Below are 24,605 nucleotides of genomic sequence, written 5' to 3'. Positions count from 1 at the left end.
ACCGACGTCCCATGGCCGAAATCAAGAACTACACGCTCAACTTCGGGCCGCAGCATCCGGCGGCGCACGGGGTGCTGCGGCTGATCCTCGAACTCGATGGCGAGGTCATCCAGCGCGCCGACCCGCACATCGGCCTGCTGCATCGTGCGACCGAGAAGCTGGCGGAAACGCGCACCTTCATCCAGTCGCTGCCCTACATGGACCGTCTCGACTACGTGTCGATGATGGCCAACGAGCACGCCTACTGCCTGGCCATCGAGAAGATGCTCGGGCTGGAAGTGCCGATCCGCGCCCAGTACATCCGCGTGATGTTCGCGGAGCTGACCCGCATCCTCAACCACCTGCTGTGGCTGGGCTGCCATGGCCTGGACTGCGGCGCGATGAACATCTTCATCTACTGCTTCCGCGAGCGCGAAGACCTGTTCGACATGTACGAGGCGGTCAGCGGCGCGCGCATGCACGCGGCGTATTTCCGTCCCGGCGGCGTCTACCGCGATCTGCCCGATGCGATGCCGCAGTACAAGGCCTCGAAGATCCGTAACGCGAAGGCGATCGAGCGGCTCAACGAGAACCGCCAGGGCTCGCTGCTCGACTTCATCGACGACTTCTCGAAGCGCTTTCCGACCTACGTCGACGAGTACGAAACGCTGCTCACCGACAACCGCATCTGGAAACAGCGCACCGTCGGCATCGGCGTCGTGAGCCGCGAGCGCGCACTGAACCTCGGCTTCACCGGCCCGATGCTGCGCGGCTCGGGCGTCGAATGGGACCTGCGCAAGCACCAGCCCTACGACGTGTATGACCGCATGGATTTCGATGTGCCGGTCGGCACCACGGGCGACACCTACGACCGCTACCTGGTGCGCGTCGAGGAGATGCGGCAGAGCAACCGCATCATTCGCCAGTGCATCGACTGGCTGCGCGCCGACTCGGCGAAAGGCGCCGGCCCGGTGATCACCGACAACCACAAGGTCGCCGCGCCCGAGCGCGTCGACATGAAGTCGAACATGGAAGAGCTGATCCACCACTTCAAGCTCTTCACCGAGGGCATGCACGTGCCGGAGGGCGAGGCGTATGCGGCGGTCGAGCATCCAAAGGGCGAGTTCGGCATCTACCTGGTGAGCGACGGGGCGAACAAGCCCTACCGCCTGAAGATCCGCGCGCCGGGGTTCGCGCACCTCGCCGCGCTCGACGAAATGAGCCGCGGCCACATGATCGCGGATGCCGTCGCGGTGATCGGCACGATGGACATCGTGTTCGGGGAGATCGACCGATGAGCGCGCTGCCTTCTTCGATGCCGCTCGCGGCCGAGACGCTGGCGCGCTTCGACCGCGAAGTCGCGAAGTTCCCGGTCGAGCAGAAGCAGTCCGCGGTGATGGCCTGCCTCGCGATCGTGCAACAGGAGCAGGGTTTCGTGTCGGCCGACGCCGAACGTGCGATCGCAGATCACCTCGGCATGCCGCCGATCGCGGTGCACGAGGTGACGACCTTCTACAACATGTACAACCAGCAGCCGCTGGGCAAGTTCAAGCTCAACGTCTGCACCAACCTGCCGTGCCAGTTGCGCGACGGCGAGACCGCGTTGCAGCACCTGTGCTCGCGCCTTGGCGTCGAGCCCTACGGCACCAGTGCCGACGGCGTCGTGACCGTGCAGCCGAGCGAATGCCTCGGCGCCTGCGCCGACGCGCCGGTGATGCTGCTCAACGATCGCCAGATGCTCAGCTACATGACGAACGAGCGGCTCGACGAGCTGCTCGCGACGCTGAAGGCCGCTCCATGACGCTCGACCTCTCGAGGTTCCAAGCCACCGGTCGCGAGACCTGCTTCCACGGCCGCCACGTCGGCGCGCAGATCTACGCCGGCCTCGACGGCCGCAATTGGCGCCTGAAGGACTACGAAGCGCGCGGCGGCTACGCGGCGCTAAGGAAGATCCTGAAGGGCGAAGGCCGCACCGGCGACGACGCGAACGTCGCGATGACGCCGGATCAGGTCATCGCCGAAGTGAAGGCTTCGGGCCTGCGCGGCCGCGGCGGCGCGGGTTTTCCGACCGGGCTCAAGTGGAGCTTCATGCCGCGTCAGTTCCCCGGCCAGAAGTACCTCGTCTGCAACTCCGACGAGGGCGAACCCGGCACCTGCAAGGACCGCGACATCCTTGCCTACAACCCGCACATCGTGATCGAGGGGATGATCATCGCGGCCTACGCGATGGGCATCACGCGCGGCTACAACTACATCCACGGCGAGATCTTCGAGATCTACGAGCGCTTCGAAGAGGCGCTCGACGAGGCGAGGGCGGCCGGCTACCTCGGCGACGCGATCCTCGGCTCCGGCCACAGCTTCCAACTGCACGCCTTCCACGGTTTCGGCGCCTACATCTGCGGCGAAGAGACCGCGCTGCTCGAATCGCTCGAAGGCAAGAAGGGCCAGCCGCGCTTCAAGCCGCCGTTCCCGGCGAGCTACGGCCTCTACGGCAAGCCGACGACCATCAACAACACCGAGACCTTCGCCGCGGTGCCCTGGATCATTCGCGAGGGCGGCGATGCCTATCTGAAGGTCGGCAAGCCGAACAACGGCGGCACGAAGATCTTCTCCGTCGTCGGCGACGTCGAACGGCCGGGCAACTATGAGGTCCCGATGGGCATGCCGTTCAGCGAGCTGCTCCGGCTCGCCGGCGGCGTCAGCGGTTCGCGTGCGCTGAAGGCGGTGATCCCCGGCGGCTCGTCGGCGCCGGTGCTTCCCGCGGCGATCATGATGGACACGACGATGGACTACGACGCCATCGCGAAGGCCGGCTCGATGCTCGGCTCGGGCGCAGTCATCGTGATGGACGAGCGGCGTTGCATGGTCAAGAGCCTGCTGCGGCTGAGCTACTTCTACCAGCACGAAAGCTGCGGCCAGTGCACCCCGTGCCGCGAAGGTACCGGCTGGTTGTGGCGCATGGTCGATCGCATCGAGCACGGCAAGGGCCGCATGGAAGACATCGACCTGCTGAACTCGGTCGCCGACAACATCCAGGGCCGCACTATCTGCGCGCTCGGCGACGCGGCGGCGATGCCGGTGCGCGCGATGATCAAGCACTTCCGCGACGAGTTCGTGCATCACGTCGAGCACAAGAGTTGCGTCGTGCCGGCCTACGTTTGAGCTGCCCGAGCTGCATTCACACCCATGGTTGAGATCGAACTCGACGGCAAGAAGGTCAGCGTGCCCGAGGGCAGCATGGTCATGCACGCGGCCGACGCCGCGGGCACCTACATCCCGCATTTCTGCTACCACAAGAAGCTCAGCATCGCGGCCAATTGCCGCATGTGCCTCGTCGACGTCGAGAAGGCGCCGAAGCCGATGCCGGCCTGCGCGACGCCGGTGACGCAGGGGATGATCGTCCGCACCAAGAGCGAGAAGGCCGTCAAGGCGCAGCAGTCGGTGATGGAGTTCCTGCTCATCAACCACCCGCTCGACTGCCCCATCTGCGACCAGGGCGGCGAATGCCAGCTGCAGGATCTGGCGGTCGGCTACGGCAAGTCGGCATCGCGCTACGACGAGGAGAAGCGCGTCGTCGCGCACAAGAACGTCGGCCCGCTCATCTCGATGGAAGAGATGACGCGCTGCATCCACTGCACCCGCTGCGTGCGCTTCGGCCAGGAGGTCGCCGGCGTGATGGAGCTGGGCATGATCCACCGCGGCGAACACAGCGAGATCACCACCGTCGCCGGCGACACGGTCGACTCCGAGCTGTCGGGGAACATGATCGACCTCTGCCCGGTCGGCGCGCTCACCAGCAAGCCCTTCCGCTACAGCGCGCGCACCTGGGAGCTTTCGCGCCGCAAGAGCGTGAGCCCGCACGATTCCACCGGCGCCAACCTGATCGTGCAGGTCAAGGGCGGCCGCGTGATGCGCGTGCTCCCCTTGGAGAACGAGGCGGTCAACGAGTGCTGGCTCGCCGACCGCGACCGTTTCAGCTACGAGGCGCTCAACAGCGACGACCGCCTCACGCGGCCGATGCTCAAGCAGAACGGCCAGTGGGTGCCGGTCGAATGGGCGACGGCGATGGAGTACGTTGCCAACGGCCTTCTGCAAATCAGGAGCGTGCACGGCGCCGCCAGCATCGGTGCGCTCGCCTCGCCGATCAGCACCGTCGAAGAGCTGCACCTGCTCGGCGAACTGATGCGCGGCTTCGGCAGCGGCAACGTCGATCACCGCCTGCGCCACACCCGCTTCGATGCGTCGACCAAGGCGCGCTGGCTCGGCACCAGCATCGCATCGCTGTCGACGCTCGACAGCGCGCTGGTGGTCGGTTCCTTCCTGCGCAAGGACCATCCGCTGTTCGCGCAGCGCCTGCGCCAGGCGGCCAAGCGCGGCGCGCAGATCAGCATGCTGCACGCGCTCGACGACGCGGCGCTGATCCCGACGCATGCGCGCATCACGGCGGCACCGTCGGGCTGGGTCGATGCGCTCGCGCGGATTGCATCGGCGGTCGCGGCGGCCGCAGGCGTCGCGGCGCCGTTGAAGGTCGCCGCCGATGAAGCGCTCGACGCCCGCGCGGCGGCGATCGCCAAGTCGCTCGGCGCCGGCAGCGCGAAGGCGGTGCTGCTGGGCAACGCCGCGGCGTGGCACCCGCAGGCCGATGCCCTGCTTGCGCTCGCGCGGTTCATCGCGCAGCACACCGGCGCGAGTTGCGGCTACTTCGGCGAAGCGGGCAACTCCGTCGGTGCGCAGCTTGCCGGCGCGCAGCCGAGCGGCGGTGATGCGAAGGACAGCGGGCTCGATGCCGGCCAGATGCTCGCCAAGCCGCTGAAGGCCTACCTGCTGCTCAACACCGAGCCCGCCCTCGACGCGGCCGATGCGCGCCGTGCCGCGACTGCGCTGGTCGGCGCCGAGATGGTCGTCTCGATGAGCCCCTTCCGCAGTGCGAACGCGGAGTTCGCCGACGTGCTGCTGCCCATCGCGCCATTCACCGAAACGGGCGGCAGCTTCGTCAACGCCGAAGGGCGGTTGCAAAGCTTTCACGGCGTCGTCAAGCCGCTGGGCGAGACGCGGCCCGGCTGGAAGGTGCTGCGGGTGCTCGGCACGATGCTCGGGCTCGACGCGACCGAGGTGTTCAGGGCCGAGACCGTCGAGCAGGTGCGCGCCTGCGCGCTCGGCGATCCGGCATCGATCGATGCGCGCCTCGACAACGCGATCGACATGCCTGCCGCGCTGACGCGCGTCATCGAGGGTCCGCCCCCTTCGGCCGTCGAGCGCATCGCCGACTGGCCGATCTATGCCAGCGATGCCATCGTGCGCCGCTCGCCGCCGCTGCAGGCCACCGCCGACGCGGCCCCTGCACGCGTGGGGCTGCCGACCGCGCTGTGGCGTTCGCTCGGTCTGGCGCCGAACGGCTGGGTGCAGGTCAAGCGCGGCAGCACCAGCGTGCGGTTGCAGGCCGATCACGACCCGAGCCTCGCGCCGAACGCGGTGCGCATCCCGGCCGGGCAGGCGGCGACGGCGGCGCTCGGTTCGAGCTTCGGTGAGCTGACGGTCGAGCGGCTCGCGAACGTCGCGAGCGCCCCGGCGACGGAGACCGTGCGCTGATGGACGGCCTGCATCAGGTCGGCACCGCCTGGCTCGGCGGCTTCTGGCCCACCTTCGTGACGATCGTGTGGACGCTCGCGAAGATCGTCGGCGTGGTGCTGCCGCTGATGATCTGCGTCGCCTACCTGACGCTGTGGGAGCGCAAGGCGATCGGCTGGTCGCAGATCCGCGTCGGCCCCAACCGCGTCGGCCCGCTCGGGCTGCTGCAGCCGATCGCCGACGCGGTCAAGCTGATGTTCAAGGAGATCATCCTCCCGACCGCCGCGAACAAGAGCCTGTTCCTGCTCGGCCCGGTGATGACGATCATGCCGGCGCTGGCCGCCTGGGCGGTGGTGCCTTTCGGCCCCGAGATCGTGCTGGCGGACATCAACGCCGGCCTGCTGTTCATCATGGCGATCACGTCGATGGAGGTCTACGGCGTGATCATCGCCGGCTGGGCCAGCAACTCGAAGTACGCCTTCCTCGGCGCGCTGCGCGCCTCGGCTCAGATGGTCAGCTATGAGATCGCCATGGGCTTCGCGCTCGTGGTGGTGCTGATGGTCTCGGGCACGCTGAACATGAGCGGCATCGTGCTGCAGCAGGGTGAGGGCTGGTTCGCGAGCAAGGGGCTCACCTTCCTCAGCTGGAACTGGCTGCCGCTGCTGCCGATCTTCGTGGTCTACGTGATTGCCGGCATCGCCGAGACGAACCGCCACCCCTTCGATGTCGTCGAGGGCGAATCGGAGATCGTCGCCGGCCACATGGTCGAGTACTCGGGCATGGCCTTCGCCATGTTCTTCCTGGCCGAGTACGCCAACATGATCCTGGTCTCGGCGCTCGCATCGGTCATGTTCCTCGGCGGGTGGCTGCCGCCGATCGACAGCGTGCTCTTCAACTGGGTGCCGGGCTGGATCTGGCTCGGTCTGAAGACCTTCGTGGTCGTCACGATGTTCCTGTGGGTGCGCGCGACCTTCCCGCGCTTCCGCTACGACCAGATCATGCGGCTGGGCTGGAAGATCTTCATTCCGGTCACTCTGATCTGGCTGATCGTCGTCGGCCTGTGGATCCAGTCGCCCTGGAACATCTGGAAGTGAAGCGAGCCTTGCCGTGAATGCCGTCGCCTCCCTCTCGGGTTCGATCCGCGAGTTCTTCAACACCTTCTTTCTCGTCGAGCTGCTCAAGGGCATGAAGCTCACGGGCCGGCATGCGCTGTCGCGCAAGATCACGATCCAGTTCCCGGAAGAGAAGACGCCTCTGTCACCCCGCTTCCGCGGCCTGCATGCGCTGCGGCGCTACGAGAACGGCGAAGAGCGCTGCATCGCCTGCAAGCTCTGCGAAGCCGTGTGCCCGGCGCTGGCGATCACGATCGAATCGGACGTGCGCGACGACGGCAGCCGCCGCACCACGCGCTACGACATCGACCTGACCAAGTGCATCTTCTGCGGCTTCTGCGAAGAGAGCTGCCCGGTCGACTCGATCGTCGAGACGCACATCCTCGAATACCACGGGGAGAAGCGCGGCGACTTGTACTTCACGAAGGACATGCTGCTCGCGGTGGGCGACCGCTACGAAAAAGAGATTGCGGCCGCACGCGCCACGGACGCCGCCTACCGCTGATGAATACCGAAGCCGCGCTCTTCTACGTCTTCTCCGCGATCCTGCTGTTCGCGTCGTTTCGCGTCATCACCGCGAAGACCACGGTGTATGCCGCGCTCTACCTGGTGCTCGCGTTCTTCACCGCGGCGTGCGTGTGGATGCTGCTGCGCGCGGAGTTCCTCGCCATCTCGCTGGTGCTGGTTTATGTCGGCGCGGTGATGGTGCTGTTCCTGTTCGTCGTGATGATGCTCGACGCGAACATGCAGTCGATGGATCGCGAGGGCTTCTGGAAGCTGCTGCCGGTGGGCGGCAGCATCGGCGCGGTGATCGCCGTCGAGATGATCTGGGTGTTGAAGCGCGGCTTCGACCTGCCGGAGGCGCCGCCGCCGGATGTCGCCGAGGTCGCGCTGGGCAACACCAAGCTGCTCGGCATCGAGATCTACACGCAGTACCTGTACCCGCTGCAGATCGCGGCGGTGCTGCTGCTGGTCGCGATCATCGCGGCCATCGCGCTGACGATGCGCAAGCGCAAGGACAGCAAGTTCCTCGACCCGGCCGCGCAGATCAGGGTGCGCAAGGCGGACCGCGTGCGCATCGTCTCGATGGCCGCCGAGCGGGCGCCGGAGCCGCCGGCGCCGGTCGCATCGGACACCGCCGCGAAGCCGGGGGGCGCCGCATGAGCGTCGGACTCGGCCACTACCTTTCGCTCGGCGCGCTGCTGTTTGCGTTGTCGGTGATCGGCGTCTTCATGAACCGCCGCAACCTGATCGTGCTGCTGATGGCCATCGAGCTGATGCTGCTGGCGGTCAACCTGAACTTCGTCGCCTTCTCGCACTACCTCGGCGACATGGGCGGGCAGGTCTTCGTCTTCTTCATCCTGACGGTGGCCGCCGCGGAATCGGCGATCGGCCTCGCGATCCTCGTCGTGCTGTTCCGCAACCGCTCGACGATCGACGTCGATGAGCTCGACGAATTGAAGGGCTGATCGCCCGGCCGCGCCGGGGAGGCGCGGTGGCTTGACCACGACCGAACGAACAACGCAAACGACATGGCCGGACTCTCAACATCGCTGCTGCTCGCCGTGCCGCTCGCGCCGCTGGTCGGCGCCATCGCCGCCGGCCTGTTCGGCAAGACGCTCGGCCGGCGCGGCTCGCACCTGATCACGATCCTCGGCGTCTTTGTCGCCTTCGTGATCTCGGCGATGGCGCTGAAGGCCGTCGCGCTCGACGGCTGGCGCTACAACGAAACCGTTTACGAGTGGCTCAACGTCGGCGGCCTGACGATGGAGATCGGCTTCCTCGTCGACGGCCTCACCGCGATGATGATGTGCGTGGTGACCTTCGTGTCGCTGATGGTCCACATCTACACCATCGGCTACATGGAGGAGGACCCGGGCTACCAGCGCTTTTTCGCCTACATCTCGCTGTTCACCTTCAGCATGCTGATGCTCGTGATGAGCAACAACATGCTCCAGCTGTTCTTCGGCTGGGAGGCGGTGGGGCTGGTGAGCTACCTGCTGATCGGCTTCTGGTACACGAAGCCGACGGCGATCTTCGCCAACATGAAGGCCTTCCTGGTGAACCGGGTCGGTGACTTCGGATTCATCCTGGGCATCGGCCTGCTGCTGGCCTACGGAGGCACGCTGAATTACGGCGAGCTGTTCGCCAAGGCGCCCGAGCTGGCCAAGCTGACCTTCCCGATGCCGCTGTGGGGCGGCGAGTGGATGCTGCTCAGCGTCGCCTGCATCTGCCTGTTCATCGGCGCGATGGGCAAGAGCGCGCAGTTCCCGCTGCACGTGTGGCTGCCCGATTCGATGGAAGGCCCGACGCCCATCTCGGCGCTGATCCACGCGGCGACGATGGTGACGGCCGGCATCTTCATGGTCGCGCGGATGTCGCCGCTGTTCGAGCTGAGCGACACGGCGTTGAGCTTCGTGATCGTGATCGGCGCGATCACCGCGCTGTTCATGGGCTTCCTCGGGATCATCCAGAACGACATCAAGCGCGTCGTCGCCTATTCGACGCTCTCGCAGCTCGGCTACATGACGGTGGCGCTCGGTGCTTCGGCGTACTCGGTCGCGGTTTTCCACCTGATGACCCACGCCTTCTTCAAGGCGCTGCTGTTCCTCGCCGCAGGCAGCGTGATCATCGGCATGCACCACGACCAGGACATCCGCAACATGGGCGGCCTGCGCAAGCACATGCCCATCACGTGGATCACTTCGCTGCTCGGCTCGCTGGCGCTGATCGGCACGCCGCTGTTCGCGGGCTTCTACAGCAAGGACTCGATCATCGAGGCCGCACACGCGAGCACGGTGTGGGGCTCGGGCTTCGCGTACTGGGCGGTGCTGGCCGGCGTGTTCGTGACGGCTTTCTATTCGTTCCGGATGTACTTCCTCGTCTTCCACGGCGAGGAGCGTTTCCGGCACAAGCCGCATCCCGCCGAGCACGACCACGCGCACGACGATCACGATGACGCGCACGCGCATGCGCACGCGCACGAGCCGCACGAGTCGCCCTGGGTCGTCACCGCGCCGCTGCTGCTGCTGGCCGCGCCCTCGGTCGTGATCGGCTTCCTCGCGATCGGCCCGATGGTCCACGGCGGCTTCTTGAAGGACGCGATCTTCGTCAACGCCGAGGCGCACCCGGCGATGTCGGAGCTGCGCGAGCACTTCCACGGCGCCGCCGCGATGGCGCTGCACGGGCTGGTGACGGCGCCGTTCTGGTTGGCGCTCGCCGGCGTGGCGACCGCGTGGTTCTTCTACTTGAAGCGGCCCGACATCCCCGCCGCGATCCATGCCCGACTCGGCTTCGTCGTGCGGCTGCTCGAGAACAAGTACTACATGGACTGGATCAACGAGAACGTCTTCGCGCCGGCGGCGCGTGGCCTGGGTCGCGGCCTCTGGAAGGGCGGCGACCAGGCGGTGATCGACGGCGCGATCAACGGCTCGGCGAACCTCGTTGGCTCGATCGCGCAGTTCGCTCGTCGTCTGCAGTCGGGCTACATCTACCACTACGCGCTGGTGATGATCCTCGGCGTGTTCGCCTTCATGTCCTGGGCCTTGTGGCCGGGGCGCTGAACAAGAAGAACAGAAAACCACGAAGGCCAACGCAACATGGGTCTGCTTTCGCTCGCCATCTGGCTGCCGATCTTCGCGGGCCTCGTGCTGCTCGCGCTCGGGCGCGACACGAACGCGCCGGTCACACGCTGGGTCGCGCTGATCGCGGCGGTCGCCGGCTTCGCGCTGACGCTGCCGCTGGTCACCGGCTTCGACGCCTCGACCGCGCAGATGCAGTTCGTCGAGAACCTCGCGTGGATCGACCGTTTCAACGTCCGCTACCACCTCGGGCTCGACGGCCTCTCGCTGTGGTTCGTGCCGCTGACCGCGTTCATCACGGTGATCGTCATCGTCGCCGCGTGGGAGGTGGTCACCGAGCAGGTGCACCAGTACATGGGCGCCTTCCTGATCCTCTCGGGCCTGCTGATCGGCGTGTTCGCCGCGCTCGACGGCCTGCTGTTCTACGTGTTCTTCGAAGCGACGCTGATCCCGATGTACATCATCATCGGTATCTGGGGCGGGCCGCGGCGCGTGTACGCGGCGTTCAAGTTCTTCCTCTACACGCTGCTCGGCTCGCTGCTGATGCTGATCGCGCTGATCTACCTGTACTACAAGTCGGGCGGCAGCTTCGAGATCCTGGCGTGGCACGAACTGCCGCTGCCGATGCCGGCGCAGACGCTGCTGTTCTTCGCGTTCTTCGCCGCCTTCGCGGTCAAGGTGCCGATGTGGCCGGTGCACACGTGGCTGCCCGACGCGCACGTCGAGGCGCCGACCGGCGGCTCGGTGGTGCTGGCCGCGATCATGCTGAAGCTCGGCGCCTACGGCTTCCTGCGCTTCTCGATGCCGATCGCGCCGGACGCCGCGCAGGCCTGGGCGGGCTTCGTGATCGCGCTCTCGCTGATCGCCGTCGTCTACATCGGCCTGGTCGCGCTGGTGCAGAACGACATGAAGAAGCTCGTCGCGTATTCGTCGATCGCGCACATGGGCTTCGTGACGCTGGGCTTCTTCATCTTCGAGCCGCTCGGCGTGGCCGGCGGCATCGTGCAGATGGTGAGCCACGGCTTCGTCTCGGGCGCGATGTTCCTGTGCATCGGCGTGCTCTACGACCGCGTGCACTCGCGCGAGATCTCGGCTTACGGCGGCGTCGCCAACACGATGCCCAAGTTCGCCGCCTTCGCGGTGCTGTTCGCGATGGCCAACTGCGGCCTGCCCGGCACGGCCGGCTTCGTCGGCGAATGGATGGTCATCCTCGGCGCGGTGAAGTTCAACTTCTGGATCGGCCTCGCCGCCGCGACGACGCTCGTGTTCGGCGCGGCCTACACGCTGTGGATGGTCAAGCGCGTGTACTTCGGCGCGGTCGCCAACGACGATGTCAAGGCGCTGCGAGACATCAACGCGCGCGAGTTCGCGATGCTCGCGCTGCTTGCCGCCGCGGTGCTGTGGATGGGCCTGTACCCCAAGCCTTTCACCGACCGGATGAACGTCTCGGTCGTCGAGCTGCTCGAGCACGTCGCCCAATCAAAGCTTTGATGAATAAGCTCCGCTGAGCCGCCCGCCAAGACCATGAACAACGACATGAACTGGCTCGCGGTCTACCCCGAGATCGTGCTGCTGGGCATGGCCTGCCTGATCGCGCTGGTCGATCTGTTCTCGACCTCCGCCCGCCGCACGCCGACCTTCTGGCTTTCGATGGCGACGCTGGCCGTCGTCGCCTGGCTGCACCTGGACGATCTGCGCAGCGGCTCGACGCTCTACGCGATGCAGGGCATGGTGGTCGCCGATCCGATGGGGCATCTGCTCGCGCTGACGGCGACTCTCGCGGTCGCGGTCTCGCTCGTCTATGCGCGCATCTACGCCGCCGATCGCGAGCTGCTCAAGGGCGAGCTCTTCACGCTCTCGCTGTTCGTGCTGCTGGGCATTTCCATCATGTGCTCGGCGAACAATTTCCTCGTGGTCTACCTCGGGCTGGAGCTGATGTCGCTGAGCCTGTACGCGATGACCGCACTGCGCCGCGATCACGCGCTCGCGACCGAAGCCGCGATGAAGTACTTCGTGCTCGGCGCGCTGGCGTCGGGCTTCCTGCTCTACGGCCTGTCGATGATGTACGGCGCGACCGGCTCGCTGAACCTCGGCGACGTGTTCCGCGCGATCGGCACCGGCGCGATCAACAAGCAGGTGCTCGTCTTCGGCGTCGTCTTCGTCGTCGCCGGCCTTGGCTTCAAGCTCGGCCTCGCGCCTTTCCACATGTGGGTGCCCGACGTCTATCAAGGCGCGCCGACCGCGGTCACGCTGCTGATCGCCGGCGCCGCGAAGCTCGCGGCCTTCGCGATCACGATGCGGCTGCTGGTGGACGGCATGATCGGGCTCGCGCCCGACTGGCAGCAGATGCTCGCGGTGCTGGCGGTCGCCTCGCTCGTCATCGGCAACGTCGCTGCGATCGCGCAGAGCAACTTCAAGCGGATGCTCGCCTACTCGGCGATCGGCCAGCTCGGCTTCATGCTGCTGGGCCTCACGCCCACCGAGGTCTCGGGCAACACCTACTCAGCGGCCAACGGCTACAGCTCGGCGATGTTCTACCTGATCACCTACGTGGTGACGACGCTCGCGACCTTCGGCGCGGTGATGCTGCTGGCGCGCCGCGGCTTCGAAGCCGAGGAGATCGCCGACCTTCGCGGCCTGCACCGGCGCGACCCGGTGCTTGCCGCGGTGCTGGGCGTGTGCATGTTCTCGCTGACCGGCATCCCGCCCACCGTCGGCTTCTACGCGAAGCTCGCGGTGCTGCAGGCGTTGGTGTCGACCAACCTGCCGGCCTACATCGGCCTGGCGGTGTTCGCGGTGCTGATGTCGCTGATCGGCGCGTTCTACTACCTGCGCATCGTCAAGACGATCTACTTCGACGCGCCCGACGAGGCCGCCGCCATCGTCACGCCCGCCGATGCCGGCGGCGCGCGCGCGCTGCTGGCCTTCAACGGCGCCGCGGTGCTGCTGCTCGGCGTGCTGCCGGGCGCGCTGATGGCGGTCTGCGCCGAGGCGATCCGCATCGCGCTCGCGAGCTGAGCGCGATGGCGGCCGGCGCTGACGACCGCGACGCGCACCTGCGCGAAGCGACGCTCAGCTCGCGCGAGGCCTACCGCGGCCCCTTCCTGCAGGTGCGGCACGACGTCGCGCGCCTGCCCGACGGCAGCGAGGCGAGCCGCGAGTACATCGTCCATCCGGGCGCGGTGATGATCGTGCCGCTGCTCGACGACGGCCGGCTGGTCGTCGAGCGCCAGTGGCGCTACCCGCACCATCGCGCTTTCGTCGAGTTCCCCGCCGGCAAGCTCGACCCCGGCGAAGACGTTTTCGCCTGCGCGGTGCGCGAGCTCGCCGAGGAGACCGGCTACCGTGCGCGCGAATGGGCCCGCGCCGGCGTGCTGCACAACGCGATCTCCTACTCCGACGAAGGCATCGAGATCTGGTTTGCGCGCGGCCTGTCGCCCGGCGAACGCCGGCTCGATGCCGGCGAGTTCCTCGACGTGCAGATCACGACGCTCGCGGAACTCGAGGCCGCCGCCGCGCGCGGTGAGCTGACCGACGCGAAAACTTTGATCGGCATGCTGTGGCTCACGCACAGCTTGGCCGGACGCTGGCCTTTGCGTTGGCGCGACACCCCCCGGGCGCTGGCCGGTGCATGATCTGCGGCCCATGAAAGTGCTCAACCTGCGCTGCACCCACGGCCACGGCTTCGAAGGCTGGTTCGCGTCGCTGGACGACTACACCGGCCAGCGCGAGCGCGGCCTCGTCGAATGCCCGTTGTGCGGCGACTCCGGCGTCGAGCGGATGCCCACCGCCGCGCGCTTGAGTCTGTCGCGCGCCGCCTTCGGTTCGCGCGAGATGCGCGACGTAAGCGCCGGGGCGCCGCCCGAAGCGAACGCGGCGTCCAAGCCCACCGCCGGCCACGTCGCGGTGACGCCCGAGCCGCGCAGCGTCGAGGCGCTGTGGGTGCGCGCGGTGCAGCATGTGCTGAAGCACACCGAGGACGTGGGCGACCGTTTCGCCACCGAAGCGCGCCGCATCCACTACGGCGAGATTCCGCACCGCGGCATCCGCGGCCAGGCCAGCGCCGACGAGACCGAGGCACTGCGCGACGAAGGCATCGAGGTGCACGCGCTGCCGGTGCCCAAGGCCTTGAAGGGGCAGATCCAGTAACGCCGCCGCGGCGACTCGGCATCCGCATGAGCCGCACGTCCATCGACGGGCGTCGGCGCGACGGGCCTTCAGAGCACCCGGCCCGGGTTCATCAGGTCCAGTGGGTCGAGCGCGGCCTTGATCGCGCGCATCAGGCCCAGCGCCACCGCCGGCTTGTAGTGCGGCAGCGTGTCCCGCTTCAAGGCGCCGATGCCGTGCTCGGCCGAGATGGAGCCACCGTGCGCGGCCACCGCGTCGTAGACCACGCGGTTCACCGCCTTTTCTTCCCGCTCCAGGAAATCCGCCGCGGCGACGCCCTCTGGCGCCTGCACGTTGTAGTGCAGGTTGCCGTCGCCGAGGTGGCCGAAGTCGACCAGCCGCGCGCCGGGGAAGCGGCGCAGGATCTGCGCATCGGTCGCATCGACGAACGACGGGATCGCCGACACCGGCAGCGCGATGTCGTGCTTGATGTTCAGGCCTTCCTCGGCCTGCGCGAGCGGGATGCTTTCGCGCAGGTGCCAGAGCTGCTTCGCTTGCGCGAGGCTTTCGGCGAGCGCCGCGTCGGTGATCGCGCCGGCCTCGAAGGCGGCTTGGAGCAGCGATTCGAAGCGCTCGCGGCACGCGGCTTCGGCGCCTGCGTCGCTCGCGCTGAACTCGATCAGCACCGTCCATGGGCTTGGCGCCAAAGGCCGCGGCAGCGCGGGAAAGTGGCGTGCGACGAGCGCCAGCGACAGCGTGTTCATCACCTCGAAGCCGGTGAGGCCGGCGCCGAAGCGCGAGCGCGCGAGCTGCAGCAGATCGACGCAACGCGACATCGAGTCGCACGCGGCGAGCGCGGTCCACTGAGCGGCGGGGCGCGGGTGCAGCTTCAGCGTCGCCGCGGTGATCACGCCGAGCGTGCCTTCGCTGCCGATGTAGAGATCGCGCAGGTCGTAGCCGGTGTTGTCCTTGCGCAGTGCGGCGAGGCCGTCCCAGACCTCGCCGGCCGGGGTGACGACTTCGAGGCCGAGGCACAGCTCCCGCGCGTTGCCGTAGCGCAGCACCTGCGTGCCGCCCGCGTTGGTCGCCAGGTTGCCGCCGATCGTGCAGCTGCCCTCGGCCGCGAGGCTCAGGGGAAACAAGAGGCACGCGCTCGCGGCCGCTTCCTGCACCGCTTGGAGCACGCATCCGGCTTCGACGGTCATCGAGAGGTTGGCCGCGTCGATTCCGCGCACGCGATGCATGCGGCCCATCGCCAGCAGCACCTGCGTACCGCTCGCATCCGGCACGCCGCCGCCGACCAGCCCCGTGTTGCCGCCCTGCGGCACGAGCGGCACGCGCCGCTCGGCGCAGCAGCGCACCACCGCGGCGACCTGCTCGGTGCTCGCGGGCCGCACGACCGCGAGCGCGCGGCCGCGGAAGCGCTTGCGCCAGTCGAGCTCCCAGCGCGCGAGATCGCCTCCGTGCAGCACGTGGTCCGCACCGACGATCGCGCGCAGCGACCCGAGCAGTTCGGCGCTCATGCCGCCGCCCGCAGCCGCTGGCGGATGTGGGCGGCGCAGGCCGCGAAGAGCAGCACGCTCAACGCGATCTCGAGGCCCGCCAGCGCCGCGCTCGTGCCGCGGTCGCCCCAGGCGCGCACCACGCCTTCGACGAAGTAGAGCCACACCACGAGGCTCAGCCAGCGGAAGGTGTAGAGCCGGCGCAACCAGACGCCGGGCAGCGCGAGCGCGAGCGGCAGCACCTTCACCACCAGCGTGCCGCGGCCGGTCGGCGCGAGCCAGGCCTCCCACGCGACACCGAGCACGATCAGCGCGACCAGGCTCGCGAGCGCGAGCCTGCGCATCGCTTCGCCGGCAGGCGGTGCATCGAGGGCGGCAGGCGTCGCGGACACGGCTGGCATGATGCCGCATGAGCCTTGCCGAAGCCGCGCACGAGCGCGCCGACACGCCGCACGCCGCCGTCGTCGAGCCCGATGCGCCGGCGCTTGCGCCGGCACCGCGCGACTGGCGCGAGCGCCTCGAACTGCTGCGCGCGACGCTGTCCACCTGGCCGTGGCTCGACACGCTCGCGACGCTGCGCCAGCGCTTTCGCGAAGACCGCCTCGGCGTCACCGCGAGCAGCCTGACCTTCACGACCACGATCGCGCTGGTGCCGCTGGCGACGGTGACGCTCGCGATCTTCAGCGCCTTTCCGATCTTCTCGAAGTTCCAGGGCGCGCTCGAGAAGTACTTCCTGCAGGCCCTGGTGCCCGACTCGATCGCGCGGCCGGTGCTGATCGCGTTGACACAGTTCGCCTCGAAGGCCGATCGGCTCGGCAGCGCCGGCCTCGCGCTGCTGGTGATCACCGCGCTCGCGCTGATGCTCACGATCGACCGCACGCTCAACGCGATCTGGCGCGTGCGCAAGCCGCGGCCAATCGCGCAGCGCGTGCTGGTCTACTGGGCCGCGGCCACGCTCGGGCCGTTGCTGCTGGGCATCAGCCTGACGATGACCTCGTACGCGCTGTCGGCTTCGCGCGGGCTCGTGAGCAAGATGCCCGGCGCCTTGAGCATGCTGCTCAACACACTGGAATTCGGCCTGCTCGCGGCAGCGGTCGCCGCGCTCTTCCACTACGTGCCGAACACCGAAGTGCGCTGGCGGCACGCGATCGCCGGCGGCGTGTTCGTCGCGGTCGGCATCGAGGTCGCGAAGAAGGTGCTCGGCTGGTACCTCGGCTTCATCCCCACCTACTCGACCCTCTACGGCGCCTTCGCCACCGCGCCGATCTTCCTGATCTGGCTCTACCTCGGCTGGGTGATCGTGCTGCTCGGCGCGGTGGTCGCGGCCTACGCGCCCAGCCTGTCGATGCACGTCGTGCGCTGGCCCGCCACGCCGGGGCACCGCTTCCGCCTCGCGGTGCAGATCCTGCGAGCGCTCGCCGCGGTGCGCGGGCGTGCCGGCCAGGGCCTCACCACGCTCCAGCTCGGCGCCTCGCTGCGCGTCGATCCGCTGCAGGTCGAGCCGGTGCTCGACGCGCTGATCGCGATCGGCTGGGCCGGCCGGCTCGACGAGGAAGGCGAGAAGCGCCACGTGCTGCTGTGCGAGCCGCGCAGCACGCCGGCCGCGCCCTTGATCGGCGCGCTGCTGCTCGAACCGGGCACGGGCGTCGAGGCCTTCTGGCAGCGCGCCGGATTCGCCGAGATGACGATCGCGGAACTGGTCGAGCGCTGAGGAAGCGGGCGTCGGCCGCTCAGCCGCCGAGCCGCTTGCGCAGCGCCTCGGTGTGCTTGAGCAGCAGCGGCACGAGGCCGGCCTCGATGTCGCGGAAGCGCTGCGTCGGCACCGGGATCGACAGCGCCGCCAGCTCGCCCGAGGGGCTGCGCAGCGCCGCGGCGATCGCGCAGATGCCCACCGAGTGCTCCTCGCGATCGACCGCGTAGCCGGCCTTGCGGATCGCGTCGAGCTCGCGCTCCAGCGCCGGCCAGGTGGAGAGCGTGGCGGCGGTGCTGCGCGCGAGCGTCATGCGCGCGCGCACCTTGCGCAGCTCCGGCTCGGTCATCGCCGCCAGCACCGCCTTGCCGTTCGCCGAGCAGTGCAGCGGGAACGAGACGCCGACGGCCGACACCGCGGCGAGCCGGTGCCGGCCGGCGATCTGGTCCACGAAGATCACCTTGGCCTGATCGGCGAGCGAGAGATCGACCGTCTCGCCGCAATCCTTCGCCAGCGCTTCGAGCGTGCGGCGCGCGGTCGTCGCGATCTCGAAGCGCGTCGCCGCGGCCAAGCCCAGCAGCGCCGGGCCGAGCCGCACGCCGGCCTTCGCGCCCGAGGCCATCACCAAACCTTCGACATGCAGCGCATCGACGATGCGCTGCACCGTCGAGCGTGGCAGCTCGAGCGCGCGCGCCAGCTCGCCCAGGCTCATGCCCTGCGGCTGCTGCTCCAGCGCACGCAGCAACGCGGCGGCGCGCGCGATGACCTGCACGCCTTGCTGGCGCTCGGCGGGGCTTTCGGTCTCGGCCGGTGCCGGGTCGGCGGGCTCGCGGGAGGTCGGGCTCATGTTCCTTCACGGTTTCGAACGGCGACGGCCGCGGATTCTGCCGAGCCGGCGGCATCGGCCCGCGGATGCCGGTCCGCCGCGCAGGCCCGCCTGCTCGGGGAAACCCGGGTTCCATAGGCCAGCGCAGCATAACCATAATACGGTGCATGTGTACCGTATAGCAGTGAGAAATCCATGACCCGACTCGATGCCACGGCCGCCGCCACGCTCGTCGCCGCCGCGATCGGCGAAGCGCGAACGCAGGGCTTGCGGCCGATGGCCGTCGTCGTCGTCGATGCGGCCGCGCAGGTGATCGCCACGCTGCGCGAACCGGCTGCAAGCGCGCTGCGCATTGACATCGCACTCGGCAAGGCGGCGGCGGCCGTCGGCATGGGCGCGAACACCCGCACGCTCAGCGCTCGTGCCGAAAAGATGCCGGTGTTCTTCGGTGCCGTCGCGGCCGCCGCGAGCCAGAAGTTCATCGCGCAGACCGGCGCGGTACTGATCACCGACGCGGCCGGCACCGTGCTCGGTGCCGCCGGCGCCTCCGGCGGCACCGGCGACGAGGACGAGCGGATCTGCATCGCCGGCATCGCCGCCGCCCGGCTCGAGCACGCCTGAAGACCCGCCGCGCCCACCCGCTTCCATCACGAGGGACTGACGATGATCAACATCAGTGGCACCGACTACGAAGAGAACACGAACAACAAGATGGGGCTCGAGTTCTACGACCTGAGCCACCCCTGGGGCTTGGGCCAGCCGTGCTGGCCGTACTTCGAAGACGTGAAGATCGAGCGCCTGCACACGATGGCGCGCTCGGGCGTGCTCACGCAGAAGATCACCACGGTGATGCACTCGGGCACGCACATCGACGCGCCCGCGCACGTGGTGGCCGGCACGGCCTTCATGGACGAGGTGCCGCTGCCGCACTTCTTCGGCACCGGCGTGGTGGTCTCGATCCCGAAGAAGAAGTGGGAAGTGATCACCGGCGACGACCTGGAGAAGGCGAGCCCCCAGATCCGCGAGGGCGACATCGTCATCGTCAACACCGGCTGGCACAAGACCTACGGCGACAACCGCGACTACTACGCCTACTCGCCCGGCTTCTACAAGGACGCGGGCGAGTGGTTCGCGAAGAAGAAGGTCAAGATGATCGGCACCGACACCCAGGCGCTCGACCATCCGCTGGGCACCGCCATCGGCCCGCACGGCCCGGGCTGGCCGAACGGCCTGCTGCCCGACGTGAACCGCGAATACGAGAGAGAGACCGGCCGCAAGGTGATCGAGGACTTCCCGGAGTGGGAGCCTTGCCACCAGGCCATCCTGAAGGCCGGCATCTGCGGCATCGAGAACGTCGGCGGCGAGATCGACAAGGTGACGGGCAAGCGGGTGACGTTCGCGGCCTTCCCGTGGCGCTGGACCAAGGGCGACGGCTGCATCGTTCGCCTCGTGGCGATCGTCGATCCGAGCGGCAGGTACCGCATCGAGACCGGCAAGTAGGCCGAAGCCACCATGAAGGTCACCCGCTTCGACGACGCGAAGCCCTACGTCGCGCCGAATCACTACGAGATGCGCTCCCTGCGGCTGCAGGGCTTCGAAGCGGGCGGGCCCGAGCGGTTCTGGACGGGCCTGTCGCACTTCCTGCCCGGTGGAGGCGCGGGGCCCGATGCCTCGCCTCTTGAAAAGGTCTACGTGATGCTCGCCGGCGAGCTGACGGTCAGCGTCGGCGGCGTCGAGACCGTGCTGCGCCCGATGGACAGCTGCTGCATCCCCGGCGGCGAGACGCGCGAGGTGAAGAACCTCGGCAACAGCGTCGCGACGATGCTGGTGGTGATGCCCTATCCGCCGAAAGCCTGAGGACCGCCCGATGAGCAAGTCGCCTGACTGGCTGAAGCACCCCGCGAGCCTGTTCGACGTGCGCGGCAAGGTGGCCGTGGTCACCGGCGCCTCGGGCGCGTTCGGTGCGCTCGCGTCGCAGGTGCTCGCCGGTGCCGGCGCGAAGCTCGTGCTCGCGGCCGGCAACGCGAAGGCGCTGGCGGAGACCGAGAGCGCCTGCGTGCAACTTGGCGCCGAGGTCGCCACCGTCGCGCGGCGCCCGACGACCGAAGCCGACTGCGAGGCGATCGTCACGGCCGGCGTGCAGGCCTTCGGCCGCGTCGACATCCTCGTCGTCGGTTCGGGCCTGAACGATCCGGTGCCGATCACCGAGATGCCGCTCGAACGCTTCGAGGCGGTGATGGACGGCAACCTCACCGGCGCGTGGCTCCTGTGCCGCGCGTTCGGCCGGCACGCGATCCCGCGCGGCGAGGGCGGCAAGGTGGTGCTGGTCTCGTCCGCGCGCGGCAAGCTCGGCCACCCGGCCGGCTACAGCGCCTACTGCGCGAGCAAGGCCGCCACCGACGGTCTCACCCGCGCGCTCGGCTGCGAATGGGGCAAGCACGGCATCACGGTCAACGCGATCGCGCCGACGGTGTTCCGCTCGCCGCTGACCGCCTGGATGTTCGAGGACACCGAGCACGCGAACGCCGTGCGCGCCGGCTTCCTCGCGCGCGTGCCGATCGGCCGCCTCGGCGAGCCGGAGGACCTGGCCGGCCCGCTGCTGTTCCTGTGCTCGCGCGCGAGCGACTTCCACACCGGCCACACCGTCTACGCGGACGGCGGCTACACGGCCGGATGAGATGAGCAAGCCCCGCATCGCCGTCGTCGGCGCCGGCCTGATGGGCCACGGCCTCGCGCAAGTGTTCGCGGTGGCCGGCCATCGCGTCGACGTGTTCGACACGCAGCCCGCCGCGCTCGCGAGCCTGCGCGAGCGCATCGTGCGCAACCTCGCCGATCTCGGCCAGGACGCGGCCGCCGCAGAGCGCGTGGCGCCGGTCGACGACCTCGGCGCCTGCGTCGCCGGCGCCGACGTGATCTTCGAAGCCGGCCCCGAGAACCTCGCGTGGAAGCAGCAGCTGTTCGCGCAGCTCGAACGGCTCGCGAAGCCCGATGCGCTGCTCGCGAGCAACACCTCGGTGATCCCGATCACGCGGATCACGGGCGGCCTGGAGACCGGCCACCGCGCGATGGGCACGCACTGGTGGAACCCGCCCTACCTCGTGCCGCTGGTCGAGGTCATCAAGACGCCCGCCACCGATGCGGCGCTCGCGCGATCGATGTTCGACCTGCTCGCCGCGGCCGGCAAGACGCCGGCGATGGTCGAGAAGGACGTGCCGGGCTTCATCGGCAACCGGCTGCAGCACGCGCTCTGGCGCGAGGCGATCGCGCTGGTCGCCGACGGCGTGTGCGACGCCCAGACGGTGGACACGGTGGTCAAGGCCAGCTTCGGCCGCCGCCTGCCGGTCTTGGGCCCGCTGGAGAACGCCGATCTGGTCGGCCTCGAACTGACGCTCGCGATCCACGAGACGGTGCTGCCGCACATCGACCGCCTGCCCGGGCCGTCGCCGCTGCTCGGCGAGCTGATCGCCGAAGGCAAGCTCGGCATGAAGAGCGGCGAAGGCTTCCGGCGCTGGACGCCCGAAGCGCAGGCCGCGCTGCGGCTGAAGCTGCTGGATCACCTGAAGGCGATGAACGCCGCCGACGGCGGCCAACCGTGCGGCAGTGCGCCGGACGGCAAGCGCTCGATCGTGCCCCGGCGAACGGATCGAAGCGAAGCAGGGCACGCAGGCCGGAGCGATTTACGCGGCGGCGGCCCCGGTAGCACCTGAACGAAGAGGAGCGCCGCATGGCCAAGGCTTCGAAAGTCATCGTCACCTGCGCCGTCACCGGCGCGATCCACACGCCTTCGATGACGCCGCATCTGCCGTTGACGCCGGCGCAGATCGCCGAGCATGCGATCGACGCGGCGCAGGCCGGCGCGGCGATCCTGCACCTGCATGCGCGCGATCCGCTCGATGGCCGCCCGAGCGCCGACCCGGACGTCTTCGCGCAGTTCCTCGCACCGATCAAGGCCGCGACGGATGCGGTGATCAACATCACCAGCGGCGGCAGCACGAAGATGACGCTGGCCGAACGCCTCGCGCCGCCGCTGCGCTTCAAGCCCGAGATGGCCTCGCTCAACATGGGCTCGATGAACTTCTCCATCCATCCGGTCGCATCGAAGATCAGGGACTGGAAGTACCCGTGGGAGCAGGCCTACGTCGAGGGCACCGAGGACATCATCTTTCGCAACACCTTCCGCGACATCCGGCTGATCCTGAAGGAGCTCGGCGAAGGCTGCGGCACGAAGTTCGAGTTCGAGTGCTACGACGTCGGCCACCTCTACAACCTCGCGCACTTCGTCGATGCGGGGCTCGTGAAGCCGCCGTTCTTCATCCAGACGATCTTCGGCATCCTCGGCGGCATCGGGCCCGATCCGCAGAACGTCACCTTCATGCGCGAGACGGCCAACCGGCTGTTCGGCAGCGACTACCACTGGAGCGTGCTCGGCGCCGGCCGGCACCAGATGAGCCTGCTGACGCATGCGGCGATCCAGGGCGCGAACGTGCGCGTCGGGCTCGAGGACAGCATCTACCTCGGCCGCGGCAAGCTCGCCGAGACGAACGCGCAGCAGGTCCGCAAGATCCGCCACCTGCTCGAAGAGCTGGGCTACGAGATCGCGACGCCCGCGGAGGCGCGCGCGATGCTGGCGCTCAAGGGCGCCGATCAGGTCGCGTTCTGAGAACCGCGGGTGCGATCGCCAGCCCCGGGCCGCTTGCGCGTCACTGCGTCACGCGCTCGCCGATCGCCGCGATCGCGCCGACGCAGGCCGTCACCGCCGATGCCGCCATCGCGCCGATCGCCCACCGCGACGCGAGCCGCGGGCCGTCCGCGCGCAAGAGCTGCCGGCGCCGCCTGCGCGCCAGCACGATCAAGGCGCTGCTCATCCCCAGCAGCGCGACCGCGAGGCCCAGCACCGGCGCGGATTCGGCGAGGTAGCCGGCGCGCAGCAGCAGCAGCGCGTCGATCAGCAACGCGGCCGCGCTGCGGTTCCATGCGAGCGCGGTGCGCTCCGCCTGCAGGCCGGCATCGCGCGCGGGTTCGAGCGCGGCGCCCGCACTCATGCCGGCCCGGCGAGGCGCAGCAGCATCAGCACCGCCAGCGCGGTCGCGACCGCCACCAGGGAGGCCGCCATCAGGAACAACGCGGAGGAGGGCGGCAGCCGCTCGCGCAGCCGCATCGCGATCTCGTTGTCGCGCCAGCGCCGGTAGGCGAGCGCACTGAGCAAGCCGGCCGCCGCGCACAGCAGCAGCGCGACGATCGCGACGACGCGCTGCGGCTCCAGCCGCGTGGCGAACTGGTCGAGCAGCAGGCCGGTCGCGAGCACGCCGAGCGCGGTGCGGATCCACGCCAGGAAGGTGCGCTCGTTGGCGAGCGAGAAGCGGTAGTCGGGTTCTTCGCCTTCGCGGCGCCAGGCGGGTTCGCGCATCGTCTTCGGTCTTTCGTGGCGGCGGTCGATGGCACGAAGCCTAGCCCTTCGCATCGGCGACCGGCTCGCCACCGGCCCGGCGCGGGTATCGCGCGGCGCGATGCCAGCCATCACGCGAAACTGTTTGGGCACGGACACCGCAGCCACTAGGCTGCACTTCAGGAGACGCGACCATGATCCGAAGAAGCCTCGTCAGCCTCGTCTTGCTCGCGGCGACGCTCGCCGCCGGTTGCGCCGGCACCGCCGGCCGCGGCGCGTCGGGCGACCCCGGCCACAAGGGCTTCAGCCTGTGGTCGCCGGGCCGCGCCGACAACGCGATGTTCGAGGCCCGCGAGGCGGGCAAGAACCCCAGCAACGCGAATTGCACCGGCGAGAACCTTCTGCCCCCGCTGGCCTGGGCGCGCGCCCCCGCGGCGACGAAGAGCTTCGTGATCCTGATGGACGACCAGGCGGGCCGTGCCGGCCTCGGCGTGAACCACTGGGTGGCCTACGGCATCCGCGCCGAGGTGAGCGCGCTGGCCGCCGGCGCGAACCTCGCGACGCCGCTGCCGTTCATCGCCGGCAAGAACTCGCTCGGGCTCGTCTACCTCGGCCCTTGCCCGCCGCGCGGCAACGCGCCGCAGCACTACGTCTTCACGCTGATCGCGACCTCGCTCGAGCCCGAGGCCTTGCCGCCGGGGCTCGACAAGGCCGCGGTGCTCGACGCGCTGAAGGGCGGCAAGGCGCTCGGCGCCGCGAGCCTGGTGCTGCGCTTCAACCAGTAGCCGCGGCGCATGGGGCCCCGGCCCGCCGCTTCCTGTTGCTCGACCCTCGCAGACCTGCCTGGCCGCAGG

At 68.9% G+C, this 24,605-nt stretch carries 26 protein-coding genes; 21 read left to right on the top strand and 5 right to left on the bottom strand.

Annotated features, from left to right (window positions below; translation table 11 throughout):
* The first annotated feature begins 11 nt into the window (after positions 1-11).
* The 13 genes from VFR90_RS11210 to VFR90_RS11150 all read left to right on the top strand — a co-directional run bounded on the left by VFR90_RS11210 (position 12) and on the right by VFR90_RS11150 (position 14,389).
* Complete coding sequence (locus VFR90_RS11210; RefSeq protein WP_326406217.1) at positions 12-1,277, top strand: NADH-quinone oxidoreductase subunit D; 1,266 nt, start codon at positions 12-14, stop codon at positions 1,275-1,277.
* Entirely contained in the window at positions 1,274-1,780 is a 507-nt protein-coding gene (locus tag VFR90_RS11205) for an NADH-quinone oxidoreductase subunit NuoE family protein (RefSeq protein ID WP_326406216.1), read from the top strand. Before VFR90_RS11210 ends, VFR90_RS11205 begins: the two co-directional genes overlap by 4 nt.
* On the top strand, positions 1,777-3,141 hold the full coding sequence (gene nuoF, locus VFR90_RS11200) for an NADH-quinone oxidoreductase subunit NuoF (protein WP_326406215.1): 1,365 nt from the start codon (positions 1,777-1,779) through the stop codon (positions 3,139-3,141). The genes VFR90_RS11205 and nuoF overlap by 4 nt, the downstream gene beginning before the upstream one ends.
* Positions 3,142-3,165: 24 nt before the next feature.
* Positions 3,166-5,568 (top strand): NADH-quinone oxidoreductase subunit NuoG, encoded by a 2,403-nt coding sequence (nuoG, locus tag VFR90_RS11195; RefSeq protein ID WP_326406214.1) that lies wholly within the window; start codon positions 3,166-3,168, stop codon positions 5,566-5,568.
* Positions 5,568-6,641 carry an NADH-quinone oxidoreductase subunit NuoH gene (nuoH, locus tag VFR90_RS11190; protein WP_414676525.1) on the top strand — a complete coding sequence of 358 codons (1,074 nt, stop codon included), beginning with the start codon at positions 5,568-5,570 and terminating at the stop codon, positions 6,639-6,641. The genes nuoG and nuoH overlap by 1 nt, the downstream gene beginning before the upstream one ends.
* 13 nt (positions 6,642-6,654) lie before the next feature.
* Positions 6,655-7,164: an NADH-quinone oxidoreductase subunit NuoI gene (nuoI, locus tag VFR90_RS11185; RefSeq protein WP_326406213.1), complete on the top strand. Its 510-nt coding sequence runs from the start codon at positions 6,655-6,657 to the stop codon at positions 7,162-7,164.
* A complete protein-coding gene (locus tag VFR90_RS11180) occupies positions 7,164-7,823 on the top strand; it encodes an NADH-quinone oxidoreductase subunit J (protein ID WP_326406212.1) in 660 nt (219 codons plus the stop codon). Before nuoI ends, VFR90_RS11180 begins: the two co-directional genes overlap by 1 nt.
* Entirely contained in the window at positions 7,820-8,128 is a 309-nt protein-coding gene (gene nuoK, locus VFR90_RS11175; RefSeq protein WP_326406211.1) for an NADH-quinone oxidoreductase subunit NuoK, read from the top strand. The genes VFR90_RS11180 and nuoK overlap by 4 nt, the downstream gene beginning before the upstream one ends.
* Before the next feature lie 63 nt (positions 8,129-8,191).
* On the top strand, positions 8,192-10,222 hold the full coding sequence (gene nuoL, locus VFR90_RS11170; protein WP_326406210.1) for an NADH-quinone oxidoreductase subunit L: 2,031 nt from the start codon (positions 8,192-8,194) through the stop codon (positions 10,220-10,222).
* Positions 10,223-10,258: 36 nt separating this feature from the next.
* Positions 10,259-11,731, top strand: a complete 1,473-nt coding sequence (locus VFR90_RS11165; protein ID WP_326406209.1) for an NADH-quinone oxidoreductase subunit M — start codon at positions 10,259-10,261, stop codon at positions 11,729-11,731.
* A gap of 33 nt (positions 11,732-11,764) precedes the next feature.
* Positions 11,765-13,258 (top strand): NADH-quinone oxidoreductase subunit NuoN, encoded by a 1,494-nt coding sequence (gene nuoN / locus VFR90_RS11160; protein ID WP_326406208.1) that lies wholly within the window; start codon positions 11,765-11,767, stop codon positions 13,256-13,258.
* A gap of 5 nt (positions 13,259-13,263) precedes the next feature.
* The gene (locus tag VFR90_RS11155; protein WP_326406207.1) at positions 13,264-13,875 is read left to right on the top strand and encodes an NUDIX domain-containing protein; all 612 of its coding nucleotides are present in this window, start codon (positions 13,264-13,266) and stop codon (positions 13,873-13,875) included.
* Between the two features lie 10 nt (positions 13,876-13,885).
* Entirely contained in the window at positions 13,886-14,389 is a 504-nt protein-coding gene (locus tag VFR90_RS11150; RefSeq protein ID WP_326406206.1) for a DUF1178 family protein, read from the top strand.
* A 68-nt stretch (positions 14,390-14,457) separates the two neighbouring features.
* Here the strand turns inward: VFR90_RS11150 and VFR90_RS11145 are convergent, their stop codons facing one another.
* Positions 14,458-15,870, bottom strand: a complete 1,413-nt coding sequence (locus VFR90_RS11145) for an FAD-binding oxidoreductase (protein ID WP_326406205.1) — start codon at positions 15,868-15,870, stop codon at positions 14,458-14,460.
* Positions 15,867-16,250, bottom strand: a complete 384-nt coding sequence (locus VFR90_RS11140; RefSeq protein ID WP_326406204.1) for a DUF2069 domain-containing protein — start codon at positions 16,248-16,250, stop codon at positions 15,867-15,869. The genes VFR90_RS11145 and VFR90_RS11140 overlap by 4 nt, the downstream gene beginning before the upstream one ends.
* Positions 16,251-16,258: 8 nt before the next feature.
* Here VFR90_RS11140 and VFR90_RS11135 point away from each other — a divergent pair, with 8 nt between their 5' ends.
* Positions 16,259-17,560, top strand: a complete 1,302-nt coding sequence (locus VFR90_RS11135) for a YihY family inner membrane protein (protein ID WP_326406203.1) — start codon at positions 16,259-16,261, stop codon at positions 17,558-17,560.
* A 19-nt stretch (positions 17,561-17,579) separates the two neighbouring features.
* Here the strand turns inward: VFR90_RS11135 and VFR90_RS11130 are convergent, their stop codons facing one another.
* Entirely contained in the window at positions 17,580-18,386 is an 807-nt protein-coding gene (locus VFR90_RS11130) for an IclR family transcriptional regulator (RefSeq protein WP_326406202.1), read from the bottom strand.
* A gap of 174 nt (positions 18,387-18,560) precedes the next feature.
* On the opposite strand from VFR90_RS11130, the gene VFR90_RS11125 reads away from it, so the two are divergent.
* The 6 genes from VFR90_RS11125 to kce are packed head-to-tail and all read left to right on the top strand — an operon-like array spanning position 18,561 to position 23,025.
* Entirely contained in the window at positions 18,561-18,986 is a 426-nt protein-coding gene (locus VFR90_RS11125) for a heme-binding protein (protein WP_326406201.1), read from the top strand.
* Positions 18,987-19,028: 42 nt separating this feature from the next.
* The gene (locus tag VFR90_RS11120; protein WP_326406200.1) at positions 19,029-19,865 is read left to right on the top strand and encodes a cyclase family protein; all 837 of its coding nucleotides are present in this window, start codon (positions 19,029-19,031) and stop codon (positions 19,863-19,865) included.
* Positions 19,866-19,877: 12 nt separating this feature from the next.
* Positions 19,878-20,222 (top strand): cupin domain-containing protein, encoded by a 345-nt coding sequence (locus VFR90_RS11115; protein WP_326406199.1) that lies wholly within the window; start codon positions 19,878-19,880, stop codon positions 20,220-20,222.
* A 10-nt stretch (positions 20,223-20,232) separates the two neighbouring features.
* Complete coding sequence (locus VFR90_RS11110) at positions 20,233-21,042, top strand: SDR family NAD(P)-dependent oxidoreductase (protein WP_326406198.1); 810 nt, start codon at positions 20,233-20,235, stop codon at positions 21,040-21,042.
* Between the two features lies 1 nt (position 21,043).
* Positions 21,044-22,072, top strand: coding sequence for a 3-hydroxyacyl-CoA dehydrogenase family protein (locus VFR90_RS11105; protein WP_326406197.1), 1,029 nt, complete (start codon positions 21,044-21,046; stop codon positions 22,070-22,072).
* 17 nt (positions 22,073-22,089) lie between these two features.
* Positions 22,090-23,025, top strand: a complete 936-nt coding sequence (kce, locus tag VFR90_RS11100; RefSeq protein ID WP_326406196.1) for a 3,5-dioxohexanoate:acetyl-CoA acetone transferase — start codon at positions 22,090-22,092, stop codon at positions 23,023-23,025.
* 40 nt (positions 23,026-23,065) lie between these two features.
* Here the strand turns inward: kce and VFR90_RS11095 are convergent, their stop codons facing one another.
* A complete protein-coding gene (locus tag VFR90_RS11095; RefSeq protein ID WP_326406195.1) occupies positions 23,066-23,407 on the bottom strand; it encodes a DUF202 domain-containing protein in 342 nt (113 codons plus the stop codon).
* The gene (locus tag VFR90_RS11090; RefSeq protein WP_326406194.1) at positions 23,404-23,772 is read right to left on the bottom strand and encodes a YidH family protein; all 369 of its coding nucleotides are present in this window, start codon (positions 23,770-23,772) and stop codon (positions 23,404-23,406) included. The genes VFR90_RS11095 and VFR90_RS11090 overlap by 4 nt, the downstream gene beginning before the upstream one ends.
* A 173-nt stretch (positions 23,773-23,945) precedes the next feature.
* Here VFR90_RS11090 and VFR90_RS11085 point away from each other — a divergent pair, with 173 nt between their 5' ends.
* Positions 23,946-24,536, top strand: coding sequence for a YbhB/YbcL family Raf kinase inhibitor-like protein (locus VFR90_RS11085; RefSeq protein WP_326406193.1), 591 nt, complete (start codon positions 23,946-23,948; stop codon positions 24,534-24,536).
* The last annotated feature ends 69 nt before the right edge of the window (positions 24,537-24,605 follow it).

The organism is Methylibium sp., assembly GCF_035762065.1.
In the GTDB taxonomy this organism is placed as follows: Bacteria; Pseudomonadota; Gammaproteobacteria; order Burkholderiales; family Burkholderiaceae_C; genus Methylibium.
The sequence above is the reverse complement of the archived record's forward strand: the minus strand, read 5'-3'. Positions and strand labels throughout refer to the sequence as shown.